Source organism: Streptacidiphilus jeojiense, from assembly GCF_000719095.1.
In the GTDB taxonomy this organism is placed as follows: domain Bacteria; phylum Actinomycetota; class Actinomycetes; order Streptomycetales; family Streptomycetaceae; genus Streptacidiphilus; species Streptacidiphilus jeojiensis.
This window is the reverse complement of the sequence record NZ_JOEH01000011.1, coordinates 239,498-252,679: the sequence shown is the minus strand read 5'-3', so window position 1 is coordinate 252,679 and position 13,182 is coordinate 239,498. Positions and strand designations below refer to the sequence as shown.

The following is a 13,182-nucleotide window of genomic DNA, read 5'->3' as shown; positions in this document are numbered from 1 at the left end:
CGCAACCCCTGCAAGGAGAGAACCACGATGAGCAACAGCAACCCCTTCGAGAACCCCGACGGCGTCTACACCGTCCTGGTCAACGAGGAGGGCCAGCACAGCCTGTGGCCCGACTTCGTCGACGTCCCGGCGGGCTGGACGGTGGCCCACGGGCCGGCCGCCCGTCCGGAGTGCCTGGAGTACATCGAGGCCAACTGGACCGACCTGCGGCCCAAGAGCCTGGTGCGGCAGGACGGTTGACCCGAGAACGCCGAAGGGGCCGGCCCGCGAAGACGATTCGCGGGCCGGCCCCTTCGGCGTACTGCGGTGGGCGGGATCAGGAGGTCGGGGTGACCACCTTGGTCGCCGGGTTGCCGTCCACGGCCTCGGACAGCATCGGCACCAGCCGCTCCAGGGTGTAGGGCAGGCTCAGCACCGAGACGAAGGAGGTCGCGTTGCCGAAGTCGCTGCTGCTGGGGACGAACACCTCGCGGCCCTGCTTGACCACCGCCAGGTCGCCGTAGAGCTTGTTGGCGTGCAGCGCGGCCTCGTCCTTGGCCGGGTCGTCCACCAGCCAGACGATGGCATCGGTGTTCAGCAGGTCGGTGCGCTCGTTGCTGATGTTGTCGCCGAACTGGTTGCCGATGACCTTGTCCAGGGTCGCGGGCAGCTTGAAGCCGAGCGAGGTGAGCATGCGCGAACGCGGGTCCTCGCTGCCGTAGACGAAGAAGCCCTGGTACGGCGTGGCCATCACGGCGGTCTTCCCGGCGAACTCCGGGTGTGCCTTGGCAGCGGCGGCGAAGTCGGCGTCGACGCCCGAGACCAGGGTCTTGGCCTCGGTGGCCTTGCCCAGCGCCTGGCCGATGATCTCGGTCTGCTGCTGCCAGGGGACCCCGTAGTCGTTGTAGCCCTTGGGTGCGGCGACCACCGGGGCGATCTTGGACAGGGTCTTGTACTGAGCATCCGTCAGGCCCGCGTACACCGCCAGGATCAGGTCCGGGTGCAGCGCGGCGATCTGCTCGGCATTGGGCCCGGTGCCGGGGTCCTTCAGCACGGTCGGCAGCGCGGCGCTGCCCAGCTTGGCGGTGGCCCAGGGGCCGATGGCGCCCTTGTACGCGCCGAGCCACTCGGTGGTGGCCACCGGTACCTGACCCAGCGCCAGCACCGCGTCCTGGTCGGTCAGTCCGACCGTGACGATGCGCTTGGGTGCGGCCTTGACGGTGGTGCTGCCGAACTTGTTGGCGATGGTCACCGGGAAGGCCGAGCCCGCGGTGGCACTGGCCTTGGCGTCGCCGGCCGAGGCGGTGGTCTCGCCGGTGCTGGAGCCGCAGGCGGTGGCGGCGCCGAGCAGGACCAGGCCGGAGGCCAGTGCGGTGGCGGTGCGGGTGCCTCTCGGGAAGGAGCGCATGAGTCATGTCCTTTGGTTCGCTGTGGTGATGCCGTGGAGGGAAGGTCTGTTGGGGTCAGTGGGTGGTGCCGGTGCGGGTCCCCGACCAGGCCGCCCACAGGTCGGCGTAGCGGCCGCCCGCACTGCTGAGCCGGTCGTGGGTGCCGCTCTCGACGATCCGGCCGCCGTCCATGACGACGATCCGGTCCGCGGTCGCGGCCTGGCTGAGCCGGTGCGCCACGATCAGCGCGGTGCGGCCCCGCAGCGCTTGTGCGGTGGCGGCCTCCAGCAGGAGGGCTCCGGCGCTGCCGGCCTCCGCGGTGGCCTCGTCCAGCACGGCGACCGGCGGGTCGGCCAGGATCAGCCGGGCCAGTGCCAACTGCTGGGCCTGGGTGGGGGTGAGGCGGTGGCCGCCCTCGCCGACCACGGTCCGCAGCGCCTCGGGCAGCGCCTCGGCCCAGGCCAGTGCGCCCACCTTGTCCAGGGCGGCGCGCAGTTCGGGTTCGCCCGCGTCGGGGCGGGCCAGCCGGAGGTCGTCCGCCAGGGAGCCGGCGAAGACATGCACCTCCTGGGTGACCAGTCCGACCGGGAGGCTGTGCGGGTCGCTGTCGTTGAGGGCGGTGGCGAGCCGGACGGTGCCGCTGGTCGGGCTGTGGATGCCGGCGATCAGGGCGGCCAGGGTGCTCTTGCCGGCGCCGCTCTCGCCGACCAGGGCCACCTGCTCGCCGCGGCGCAGGGTGAGGTCGATGCCGTGCAGCACCGGCCGGCCGGGGGCGTAGGCGTGGCCGAGGGCGGTCACCTCGACGGCCGTGTCGGTGTCGGTGTCGGTGCCGGACGCGGAAGGCAGCGGCGGGTCCTGATGGTCCGCCAGATCGGTGACGCCGACCAGCCGGGCCAGCCCCGCCCCGGCCGACTGCATGTCGTCCAGCAGCACCAGCGCCGCGTTGACCGGGTCGAACAGGCTGTGGAAGTACAGGGCCGCGGCCGTGGCCACGCCGATGCTCGCGGAGCCGTCCCGTACCAGCAGCAGGCCGGTGAGCAGCACGGCGGCCAGTCCGACGTACTCGGCGACGTGCAGCCGGCTGTAGAAGCCCAGGATCAGCCGCACCCCGCGCATGGTGATCTGCACCGCGGCCCAGGAGCGCTGCTCCACCCGTTCGGTGTGCGCCGCCTCCAGCCGGAAGGTGCGGATGGTGGCCGCTGCCCCGACGGTGTCCAGCAGTTCCTGCTGCTGGGCGCCGGTGGCGATGCGCTCGGAGGCGTAGAGCGGTACGGCCCGGCGCAGGTACCAGCGGGCGGTGGCCGCCTGGATCGGCACGGCCAGTAGCGCCGCCAGCAGGAAGCGCCAGTCCAGCAGTGCGAGCGCGCCCAGGGTCAGCACGATCGCCAGCGCCGAGCGGACCAGCTCAGGCAGGGCGGTGCGGACGGCCTCGGCCACCCGGGAGACGTCCCCGGTGACCCTGGCGGTGAGATCGCCGGAGCCGGCCCGCTCCAACTGCTGCTGCGGCAGCCGCAGCGCCCGTTCGACGAAGTCCTCGCGCAGTGCGGCCAGTACGGTCTCGCCGAGCCGGGCGGTCAGCGAGCGGCCGAGCGCGGTGGTGGCGCCCTGCACCACAGCGACCAGCACCAGCAGCACGGCCGGGAGGGTCAGGGCGCCGGGGCCGCGGTGGTCGGCGACCAGGTCGACGATGTGGCCCAGCAGCGGCTGGGTGAGCAGTCCCACGGCGGTGGCGCCGGTCATGGTGGCGAGTCCGGCGAGGGCCAGTGCTCGGCGCGGGCGCAGCAGGCGCCGGACCGCGGCCAGGGTCTGCGCCGGGTCGGCGGTGGGCAGCAGTTCCCTGGTCGGGTCGGTGCCGCTCATGCCAGCACCGCCGCGCAGTAGCCGGACTGGCGCTGGATCAGTTCCAGGTGCGGGCCGGTGTCGGCGACTCGTCCGTGCTCGATCAGCACCACCCGGTCGGCGACCGCCAGCAGTGCCGGGCTGGTGGTGATCAGTACGGTGGTGCGGCCGTGGCGCAGGGTGCGCAGGCCGTCGGCGATCGCGGCCTCGGTGACCGCGTCGACCGCGGTGGTCGGGTCGTGCAGCACCAGGACCTCGCGGTCGGCGGCCAGGGCCCGGGCCAGCGCCATCCGTTGGCGCTGGCCGCCGGAGAGCGAGCGGCCGCGTTCGCTGACCGGGGTGTGGTAGCCCTGGGCCAGGGCGGCCGCGACCTCGTCGGCGCCGGCCGCGGCGGTGATCGGGGCGAGATCGGTCGACGGGTCGGCGGCGGCGGCGACGTTGTCGTGCAGGGTGCCCGCGAAGAGGTCGGCGTCGTGCTCGGCGACCAGCACCAGCGAGCGCAGTTCGGCCGGGTCCAGGGCGGTCAGCGGTATCCCGTCCAGCTCGACCGCTCCGGTGCCGGGGTCCTGCCGCCGGGCCAGGCACTGGATCAGCGCGGTGGCGTCCGCGGGGTCGGCCACGGCGACGCCCAGCAGTTCGCCGGGGGCGATGTCCAGGTCCAGGCCGCGCAGGCTGCCGTGGCCGACGCCGCGCAGCCGGAGGCCGCCGCGCACCGGTGTGGCCGGGGGCAGCGGCTGGGCGGTGGTGATCTCCGGTGCGGCGGAGAGGACTTCGGCGATCCGGCGGGCCGAGGCGCGGCCCTGGGCCAGGTCGGCGTTGACCCAGGTGAGCGTCTCCAGCGGGCCGAGCAGGAACATCGCCAGGCCGACGGCCGAGACCAACTGGCCCAGGCTGATGCTTCCTTCGGCGGCCAGCCGGCCGCCGACCAGGGCGATCACCGCGATGAAGACCCCGGTCAGGGCGAGCACCAGGCCGTTCTGCAGCGCCTGGGCGCGGGTGGCCCGCAGTGTCGCGGCCAGTGAGTCGCGGCTGGTGCGGCGGTAGCGTTCGACCGCGGCGGGGACCGCGCCGAGGCCCTTGAGCACCCGCAGTCCGGCGACCAGGTCGGCGGCGACGCCGGAGGCGTCCGCGGCCCGCTCCTGTTCGGTCTCGCTGCGCTGCTCCAGCGGCTTGCTGAGCAGATGGCCCAGCGCGGTCATCGCGGGCGTGCCGAGCAGGACCACCAGGCCCAGCGGCAGGGAGGTGCGCAGCAGTACGGCTGCGGCGACCACCAGGCCCATCAGTGCCGAGATGCCGAACACCAGCCCGGTGTTGACGGCGCCGACGCGCCGGGCGTCCTCGGTGGCCAGGGTGGCCAGTGCCCCGGGCAGCCGGCCGTTCTCGGCCCCGCCGGCCGGGTGCAGCACCCGCCGGACCAGGTCCATCCGCAGCCGGTGGCCCGCCTGCTCGGCGGCGCGCTCCCCGGCCCGGGCGCCGAAGCGGAAACTGAAGGAGAGTCCGACGTAGACCGCGGCGAGCACCACCAGCCAGCCGAGCAGTGCCGTCAGGCTGCCGCGGGCCACCGCACGGTCGACGACCACGCCGATCAGCACTGGCACCATCGCCTCGCCGGCCTGGTGCCCGGCCCCGAGCACCGCCCCGGTCACCACGTCGCGCCATTCGCCGCTGACCGCCCGGCCCAGTACCGCCCGTCCGGAAACGCGCACCCTCACCCCTCCGCACAGCTCGGCAGCATGGAAACAAAGGTGAGGCTAACCTAAGTTATCTGCCGTAGCCAGCTCGCCCGGGGGCGTCAGGTCTCGCGGCCCCCCGAGGCCGACACCAGCGACTCCCCGGCGCCGGACCGGTAGTAGAGGACCGAGCGGCCGGACCGCCTGCGCCGCACCAGCCCCGCGTCGTGCAGCACCCTGAGGTGCCGGCCGACCGAACCCAGGCCCTGTCCGGTCAGGGCGACCAGCTGGGTGGTGCTCTTGGGTGTCGCCAGCAGCACCAGCACCGCGGCCCGTCCGGGACCGAGCAGGGCGGCCAGCGCCCGGGGCGCTGCGTCCGGCCGGCCGGCCTCGGCCAGGGCGCCCGAGCAGGGGTAGACCACGGCGTAGCGGTGGTGCGGCAGCGGGGCCGGCGGATCCCCCTCCACGCCGTCGGCCGGCTTGGGGGACCAGGAGACCCAGCCCTGACGCGGCGTCACCGGTACGAACAGCAGCTGCGCTCCGGAGATGTCCCGAGGCGGGTAGTCATGGACGTTGACCTGCAGCCGGCCGTTGCCCAGCCAGCGCATACCCCGCCGCATGGCGTCGAAGGCCCCGGCCCAGCCGCCCTGGCTCAGCTCGGCGGTGCGCGCCACGATGTCCGCCTCCAGCACCCGCCGCCGCTGCGGCCAGTACGGCAGCACGGTCTCCGTCCACACCCACTCCAGCAGGCCGGCGGCGCGGTGCGGGAGATCGGCGCGGTGCAGTTCGGGCGGCAGCGGGCCGCCCAGCGAGACGGTCAGATTGGTCCGGGCGACCTCGGGGGAGGCCTCGCGCACCCGCGCCACCTCCTGCTCGAAGGCGGGATCGGGTGCCGCCCCGGGTGTGGGGGTCAGGAAGTCCGCGATCCAGCTGCGGCCCAGGGCGGACCGGATCAGCAGCGCGGTGACCGGGTCGGCGGCCAGGCGCCGCCGGTAGGCGGCCAGGTGCGCGTCCAGCCAGGCCCGCTCGCCGGGATGCGCGGCGGTCCCCCGCTCCAGCGCCTTCAGGCTCGCGGTGGCCTCGGCCAGCGGGGACAGCACGAACCTGCTGCCCGCGAGGGTGTCCGCGTCGACCTGCCACCAGCCCATGGTTTCGCCTCCGCGCGAAACTCTAACGCCCCCGAACAGCACCACCGGAGACTGCGGCATGCGCACCTACCAGGAGCTCTTCCGCACCCCCGAGTTCACCCCCTTCTTCCTGGCCTCGGCGGCCGGGATCGGCGCCTCCACGGTCAGCGGGCTGGCCCGGGGCACGCTGGTCTTCGGCGCCACCGGCTCGCCGCTGCTCTCCTCGTTGGCCATGTTCGGACCCTCGCTGGCCCAACTGGTCGGAGCGGCAACCCTGCTGTCGGCCGCCGACCGGCTGCCGCCCCGAGCGGCGATGAGCGGCCTGACGCTGCTGTCGGCCCTGGCCACCGCCGCGCAAGCGGTCCCCGGCCTGCCGGTGTGGGCCGTCTTCGCCCTGCTCGCCGGACAGGGGCTGATTTCCTCGCTCGGCGGCGGGGTCCGCTACGGACTGCTCAACGAGATCGTCGACCGGGACGGCTACCTGCTCGGCCGCTCGCTGCTGAACATGGCCACCGGCACCCTGCAGATCTGCGGATACGCCGTCGGCGGGCTGCTGATCGCCGGGATGTCGCCACGCGGCACGCTGCTGGTCGGCGCCGCCCTCTACACCTGCGCGGCGCTGGTGGCGCGGCTCGGCCTCGGCGCCCGGCCCGCACGCTCCGGCGGGCGGCCCTCGGTCACCGAGACCTGGCGGAACAACGCCCGGCTCTGGTCCGCGAAGCCGCGCCGCTACGTCTACCTGGCGCTGTGGGTGCCGAACGGGTTGATCGTCGGCGCCGAGTCGCTCTTCGTGCCGTACGCGCCGGGTCGCTCTGGACTGCTGTTCGCCTTCGCGGCGCTGGGCATGCTGGCGGGGGACACGCTCACCGGCCGCTTCGTCCCGGTGTGGTGGCGCGAGCGGCTCGGGGCGCCGCTGCGGCTGCTGCTGGCCGTCCCCTACCTGGTGTTCGCCCTGCGGCCCTCGTTGCCGGTTGCGTTGGTGGCGGTGCTGCTGGCCTCGGTGGGCTACGCGGCCAGCCTGCTGCTGCAGGAGCGGCTGATGGCGCTGGTGCCGGAGGAGCTGAGCGGACACGCCCTGGGGCTGCACTCCTCGGGGATGCTCGCCATGCAGGGCGTGGGCGCGGCCCTGGCCGGGGCGGTCGCCACCAGGACCTCGCCGGCGGCGGCGATGTCGCTGATGGCGGCGGCGTCCGTGGCCGTCACCCTGTGCCTGGCACCGGGACTGCGGGGCCCGGTCCGGCCCGAAGAGCGGCAGCCCGAGGTGCCGGTGGCTCAGCACTCCTGAGGTATCACCATTGACGAACCGTCAGCAGCCTCCGCAGTCGCAGCACTCACAGCATTCGCAGCACTCCAGCGCCTCGCAGCAGTCCCCGTCGCAGCAGTCCAGGTCGCTGCAGGGGCCCTGGCGGCGGCGGCCGTTGCAGGGGTCCTCGTAGTCCTCGCGGCAGCAGGCCTGGCAGGTGCAGCAGAGCAGGGCCCACATCGCGCAGCCGGCCACCGGGTTGCGGCGGCGCGGCGGGGGCGGCGGCGGGACGTCGAAGGGGCCGCGCGGACCGGCCGGGCCGTACGGGGCGGCCGGACCGAAGGAGCCCTGGGCGCCGGCGCCCGCGTGGGCGAAGGTGCGGCGCACCGCGGCGGCGGTCTCATGGGCCAGCAGCCGGTGGGCCAGCGTGCCGTCGCTGAACTCCACGTCGCGCAGCGCCAACCGGATGCCGTGCACGGCGTCGTCGCACAGCCGCCGGGCCTCGTCGGTGCTGGTGCCGGTGGCGAGCAGCGGGTTCCAGGCGCCGGTGGCCCGGTCCTCGGCCAGGTCCTCGACGGCGTCCAGCAGATGGGCCAGCCGGCCGAAGAGCCGGCCGATCTCGGCCAGCGGGGCGCGGTTGCCGGGGCGGCCCGCGAGCACGGCGGTGTGCTCCAGCGCCAGCGAGGTCGCGTGCTCGGTCGGCGCCGTCACCAGCAGCACCGAGCTGCCGGGCAGGGCGGCGCGTTCCAGCGTCCCCTGCCGGGCCAGGGTGTCGAAGAGCAGGCCGGTGTCGAAGCCGAGGCTGCTGCCGCCGCTGCGGCTCTGCCGTCCCCAGCGCTCGGCCACCCCGCCGGCCGCGAGCGCCACCGGGCGCCGGGCGTAGGCGCCGTCGCCGTCCTCGACATGGTCGCGGACCTTGGCCGAGGCCAGCGCCAGCGACACAGCGGCGGCCAGCCTGGCCCCCTCGCCGCGGGCCACCGAGGCGGTGCGCATCCCGCGCAGCGGACAGGGGCCCGCCTTGCGGCGCCCGCCGGCCGGATCGTCGCTCTGCGCCTCGACCAGCACCGAGACGATCAGCCCGTCGTAGTTGGTGGCGGTCCGGGCCAGCTGGCCGTGGTCGTCGCGCAGGGCCAGGCACAGCCCGCACAGGTGGGCGGTCCAGGACTGGTGCAGCGCCTCGGTGAGCCGGTGCCGGCAGGGCCTGATGATTCCGAACATCCGCGCGTGGGGGCCTTTCCGAGAGACGAGGGGCATCCGCCTGACGGCGTACCAGGGGAGCCTAGTGCGAGCCGTGTTCGAGAGGCAGGGAGACCGCTGATCTGGCCGCCACCGCCTCGGTGCTCGACCGGGCCGCACGCCGGCCGAAGCGGCGGGTCCGCTCAGGGCGGTTACGCTGGCCCGATGACGGCGCAGCAGATCCCCTACCTGACCGTCTCGACGCCGGACGGCCCGGTCGTGCACGAGACCGAGGTCAAGAAGTCGCGCTTCCTGTGCTCCCTGCTGCGGGTGCAGGACGAGGCCGAGGCGCAGGCGTTCGTCGCCTCGGTGCGGCGGCAGTACTGGGACGCGCGGCACAACTGCACCGCCTTCGTGATCGGGGACCAGCCGCGCCGCGAGCGCTCCAACGACGACGGCGAGCCGGCCGGCACGGCGGGGGCGCCGATGCTGGAGGTGCTGCGCCGGCGCGGGCTGACCGACACGGTGGCGGTGGTGACCCGGTACTTCGGCGGGGTGCTGCTGGGCGCGGGCGGCCTGGTGCGCGCCTACGGCGGCGCGGTGTCGGCGGCGCTGGACCAGGCCGTGGTGGTGGAGCGGCGGCTGGTGGCCCTGCTGGCCGTGGGCGTGGACCACCAGCGGGCCGGACGGTTGGAGAACGACCTGCGCGCCGCCGGGCACCTGGTCCGGGAGGCCGTCTACACCGGGTCGGGGGTCCGCTTCGAGATCGGCGTTCCGGCCGGGGAGGTGGCGGCTTTCGAGGCCTGGCTGGCAGCGGCGAGCGCGGGCGCCGCCGAGTTGGAGCCGATCGGGACCGAGCGCGTCGACGTGCCCTGGGGCGGGGTCCGGCCCTCCCGCTGACGGTTGTGGGGACCCCACAAGGTCGACAAGGTCAACTCGGTGCGCTGTGGCGCCCCTGCGCGGCTCGATCATCGTGACAGTGTGGAGGTATGCAGCAGAGGCCGCAGTGCTGACGGCTCGTCGGCACAGTGCGGCCTTCGTTTGTTTCCTACTGACGGGAGTGCGGCGATGGCGATGGGGACGATCGAGGTCGCGGTGACCGGACTGGGTGCCAGCACCCCGCTGGGCGGGGACATGGCCGGCACCTGGGAGGCGATGCTCGCCGGACGCTCCGGGACGTCCGTGATCGCCGAGGACTGGGCCGCGGCGCTGCCGGTGCGGATCGCCGCGCCGCTCGCCGTGGAGCCGACCGAGTCGCTGTCCAGGGTCGAGGCCAGGCGGCTGGACCGGTGCGAGCAGCTCGCCCTGGTCAGTGCCCGCGAGGCGTGGGCGCACGCCGGGCGGCCCGAGGTGGATCCGGAGCGCCTGGCCGTGGTGATCGGCACCGGCACCGGCGGCGCCCGCTCTCTGCTCGACCAGGACGACCTGCTGGAGCAGTACGGGCCGCGCAAGGTGTCCCCTTACACCGTGCCGATGCTGATGCCCAATGGTCCGGCCGCCTGGGTCAGCATCGACCTCGGCGCGCTTGGCGGGGCCCGTACCCCGGTCAGTGCCTGCTCCTCGGGGGCGGAGGCGATCGCCATGGGCCTGGACCTGATCCGGCTGGGCCGGGCCGACGTGGTGGTGGCCGGCGGCACCGAGGCCTGCCTGGCCCCGCTGCCGCTGGCCGGGTTCGCGCAGATGACGGCGCTGTCGACGCGCAACGAGGACCCCGGCGCGGCCTCGCGCCCGTTCGACCTGGACCGGGACGGCTTCGTAATGGGGGAGGGCGCGGCGGTCCTGGTCCTGGAGCGCGCGGACCTGGCCCGGGCCAGGTCCGCCCGGGTGCACGCCCTGCTGGCCGGGGCGGGCGTCACCTCCAGCGCGGTGCACATCACCGCCTCGGACCGGTACGGCCAGGTCCGGGCCATCGGGCAGGCCCTGGCCGACGGCGGCCTGGGGCCGCTGGACATCGGGATGGTGCACGCCCATGCCACCTCGACCCCGGCCGGGGACCTGGTCGAGGCCGAGGCGGTGGCCGACGCCGTCGGCACCCACCCGGTGGTCACCGCGACCAAGTCGATGACGGGTCATCTGCTCGGTGCCTCCGGCGCGCTGGGCGCCGCGGTGGCGGTGCTGTCGCTGCGCGAGGGCGCCACCCCGGCGATCCGCAACCTGGACCGGCCCGATCCGGAGGTCAAGCTCGACCTGGTCCGCGGCAACCGCCGCCGGGGCGTCTGGGAGGCGGCGCTGGCCAACTCCTTCGGCTTCGGCGGGCACAACGTCACGCTCGCCTTCACCCGCGCCTGAGCTGCTACGACGTGCACGATCCGCCCGTTTCTGCCGGGTTCGGACGTTCTGTTCATGTGAGTTGTGGCACTAACCAGCCCGGTTAACCTGCTGTTCACACATGGGCAACAGGAGGGAAATTGCGGCCTGTGAGTCTCGGGCGCAGAAAAACAGCGGACCTCCTCAGCGTCGCGGAGCACCGCAACGCGTCACCGCATCGTTCCCACCCCACCGCGAGGAATGCCGCCCGTGAGCTTCAAGGCTGAGTACATCTGGATCGACGGCACCGAGCCGACCGCCAAGCTTCGTTCGAAGACGCGTGTCCTGGCCGACGGTGCAGAGCTGCCCACCTGGGGCTTCGACGGCTCCAGCACCAACCAGGCCGAGGGCCACGCGTCCGACCGTGTGCTCAAGCCGGTGTTCTCCTGCCCGGACCCGATCCGCGGTGGCGACAACGTGCTGGTGCTGTGCGAGGTCTTCAACATCGACGGCAGCGACCACGAGTCCAACACCCGCGCGCTGCTGCGCCCCATCGCCGAGCAGTTCGCGGCGCAGGAGGCCATCTTCGGCATCGAGCAGGAGTACAACTTCTTCAAGGACGGCCGTCCCTTCGGCTTCCCGGTCAACGGCTACCCGGCCGCCCAGGGCGGCTACTACTGCGGCGTCGGCGCCGACGAGGTCTTCGGTCGCGAGATCGTCGAGCTGCACCTGGACCGTTGCATCGAGGCCGGCCTGGCCATCTGCGGCATCAACGCCGAGGTCATGCCCGGCCAGTGGGAGTTCCAGATCGGCCCGGTCGACGCGCTGACCGTCTCGGACCACCTGTGGGTGGCCCGCTGGCTGCTCTACCGCACCGCCGAGGAGTTCGACGTCGCGGTGACCATCGACGCCAAGCCGGTGAAGGGCGACTGGAACGGCGCCGGGGCGCACACCAACTTCTCCACCAAGGCGATGCGCGAGGGCTACGCCGCGATCATCACCGCGTGCGAGTCGCTGGGCGCCGACCAGGAGAAGGTGCTGGAGCACGTCAAGCAGTACGGCCACGGCATCGAGGACCGTCTCACCGGCAAGCACGAGACCGCCCCGTGGAACGTCTACAGCTACGGTGTCTCGGACCGCGGCGCCTCGGTGCGCATCCCGTGGCAGGTCGAGGTCGAGCAGAAGGGCTACATCGAGGACCGTCGCCCCAACGCGAACGTGGACCCGTACGTGGTGACCCGCCTGCTGGTCAACACCTGCTGCACCGCGCTGGAGAAGGCCGACCAGGTCTGATCCGCAGCTGAGCCCAGAACACGCAGCGCCCGCCGGGACTCCCGGCGGGCGCTGCGTGCTGGATCCTGTCGATCAGGCGTTCTTGATCAGCGAGACCTCGAACTCCAGCACGACCTTGTCGCTGACCAGGACGCCGCCGGTCTCCAGCGGGGCGTTCCAGGTGATGCCGTAGTCCTTGCGGCTGATGGTGTGCGAGCCCTCGAAGCCCAGGCGCTTGTTGCCGAACGGGTCGGTCGCCGCGCCCTCGAACTCGAAGTCGATGGTGATCGGGTGGCTGACGCCCTTGATGGTGAGGTCGCCGCTCAGCTTGGCGTTGTTCTCGTCGACCAGCTGGGCACTGGTGGAGCGGAAGGTGATCTCCGGGTAGTTGTCCAGGTCGAGGAAGTCATTGGTGCGCAGGTGGCCGTCGCGGTCGGCGTTGCGGGTGTCGATGCTGTCGACCTTGATGGCGAGCTCGGCGGTGGACTGCTCGGGCTTCTCGGCGTCGATCACGACGGTGCCGGTGAACTCGTTGAAGGAACCGCGGACCTTGGTGACCATCGCATGCCGGGCGACGAAGCCGATGCGGGTGTGCGCCGGGTCGATGGTGTAGGTGCCGGACAGCTCGGGGGTGATGGCGGCCATGTTGCGCTCCTCGATCGTTGTTCGTCAGTGGTTGATGTGTCACCTTGATAGTGGCGCAGGATGGATGATGTGTCAACCAAGAGAGGTAAGGTGGTTTCATGAACGACATCGACACCGCTGCTGAGCCGCGCTGGCTGAACGACACCGAGCAGCACGCCTGGCGCAGTTTCCTGCGGATGCAGGCCCAGCTCACCACCCGCCTGGGCCGCGAGCTGCAGGCCGAGTCCGACCTCTCCATCGCAGACTACGACGTACTGGTGCATCTGACAGATCTGGAGGGCGGACGGCGCCGGATCCTCGAACTGGCCAGGGAACTGGACTGGGAGAAGAGCCGGATGTCGCACCACCTGGCCCGGATGGCCAAGCGCGGACTGATAGCCCGCGAGGAGTGCGAGGCCGACGGACGCGGCGCCTTCATCGCGATCACCCCGCAGGGGCAGGCCGCGATCGAGGCGGCGGCCCCGCGCCATGTGGAGACGGTCCGCCGGCTGGTGTTCGACGCGCTCACCAGCGAGCAGGTCGCCGCACTGGGCGCGGTCTCCGACCGGATCCTGGAGCAGCTGGGCACCCCCGCGCCGAGCTGCGAGGACTGAGGC

General features: G+C 73.2%; 12 protein-coding genes. 6 read left to right on the top strand and 6 right to left on the bottom strand.

Features of this window, described 5'->3' with window-relative positions; genetic code table 11:
* Positions 1-27 precede the first annotated feature (27 nt).
* Positions 28-240 carry an MbtH family protein gene (locus tag IF29_RS0117325; protein ID WP_030255455.1) on the top strand — a complete coding sequence of 71 codons (213 nt, stop codon included), beginning with the start codon at positions 28-30 and terminating at the stop codon, positions 238-240.
* A gap of 76 nt (positions 241-316) precedes the next feature.
* Here IF29_RS0117325 and IF29_RS0117320 read toward each other — a convergent pair whose 3' ends face one another.
* The 4 genes from IF29_RS0117320 to IF29_RS0117305 all read right to left on the bottom strand — a co-directional run bounded on the left by IF29_RS0117320 (position 317) and on the right by IF29_RS0117305 (position 6,024).
* Positions 317-1,387, bottom strand: coding sequence for an iron-siderophore ABC transporter substrate-binding protein (locus tag IF29_RS0117320; RefSeq protein ID WP_030255452.1), 1,071 nt, complete (start codon positions 1,385-1,387; stop codon positions 317-319).
* A gap of 55 nt (positions 1,388-1,442) precedes the next feature.
* Positions 1,443-3,227 (bottom strand): ABC transporter ATP-binding protein, encoded by a 1,785-nt coding sequence (locus IF29_RS0117315; protein WP_037595536.1) that lies wholly within the window; start codon positions 3,225-3,227, stop codon positions 1,443-1,445.
* Positions 3,224-4,912 (bottom strand): ABC transporter ATP-binding protein, encoded by a 1,689-nt coding sequence (locus tag IF29_RS0117310; protein ID WP_030255446.1) that lies wholly within the window; start codon positions 4,910-4,912, stop codon positions 3,224-3,226. The genes IF29_RS0117315 and IF29_RS0117310 overlap by 4 nt, the downstream gene beginning before the upstream one ends.
* Before the next feature lie 86 nt (positions 4,913-4,998).
* Complete coding sequence (locus IF29_RS0117305) at positions 4,999-6,024, bottom strand: ArsR family transcriptional regulator (protein ID WP_030255443.1); 1,026 nt, start codon at positions 6,022-6,024, stop codon at positions 4,999-5,001.
* A gap of 58 nt (positions 6,025-6,082) precedes the next feature.
* Between IF29_RS0117305 and IF29_RS0117300 the strand changes: the two genes are divergently transcribed.
* Positions 6,083-7,288 carry an MFS transporter gene (locus IF29_RS0117300; RefSeq protein ID WP_037595534.1) on the top strand — a complete coding sequence of 402 codons (1,206 nt, stop codon included), beginning with the start codon at positions 6,083-6,085 and terminating at the stop codon, positions 7,286-7,288.
* 21 nt (positions 7,289-7,309) lie between these two features.
* On the opposite strand, the gene IF29_RS0117295 is transcribed toward IF29_RS0117300, so the two are convergent.
* A complete protein-coding gene (locus IF29_RS0117295) occupies positions 7,310-8,464 on the bottom strand; it encodes a DUF5685 family protein (protein ID WP_030255438.1) in 1,155 nt (384 codons plus the stop codon).
* A gap of 183 nt (positions 8,465-8,647) precedes the next feature.
* On the opposite strand from IF29_RS0117295, the gene IF29_RS0117290 reads away from it, so the two are divergent.
* The 3 genes from IF29_RS0117290 (at position 8,648) to glnII (ending at position 11,962) form a co-directional block, all read left to right on the top strand.
* A complete protein-coding gene (locus IF29_RS0117290; RefSeq protein WP_051725427.1) occupies positions 8,648-9,322 on the top strand; it encodes a YigZ family protein in 675 nt (224 codons plus the stop codon).
* A gap of 168 nt (positions 9,323-9,490) precedes the next feature.
* Positions 9,491-10,711, top strand: a complete 1,221-nt coding sequence (locus tag IF29_RS0117285) for a beta-ketoacyl-[acyl-carrier-protein] synthase family protein (RefSeq protein WP_030255432.1) — start codon at positions 9,491-9,493, stop codon at positions 10,709-10,711.
* Positions 10,712-10,939: 228 nt separating this feature from the next.
* The gene (gene glnII, locus IF29_RS0117280) at positions 10,940-11,962 is read left to right on the top strand and encodes a glutamine synthetase (RefSeq protein WP_030255430.1); all 1,023 of its coding nucleotides are present in this window, start codon (positions 10,940-10,942) and stop codon (positions 11,960-11,962) included.
* A 72-nt stretch (positions 11,963-12,034) separates the two neighbouring features.
* Here the strand turns inward: glnII and IF29_RS0117275 are convergent, their stop codons facing one another.
* The gene (locus tag IF29_RS0117275; protein ID WP_030255427.1) at positions 12,035-12,586 is read right to left on the bottom strand and encodes a YceI family protein; all 552 of its coding nucleotides are present in this window, start codon (positions 12,584-12,586) and stop codon (positions 12,035-12,037) included.
* A gap of 98 nt (positions 12,587-12,684) precedes the next feature.
* Here IF29_RS0117275 and IF29_RS0117270 point away from each other — a divergent pair, with 98 nt between their 5' ends.
* Complete coding sequence (locus IF29_RS0117270; RefSeq protein ID WP_030255425.1) at positions 12,685-13,179, top strand: MarR family winged helix-turn-helix transcriptional regulator; 495 nt, start codon at positions 12,685-12,687, stop codon at positions 13,177-13,179.
* Positions 13,180-13,182 lie beyond the last annotated feature (3 nt).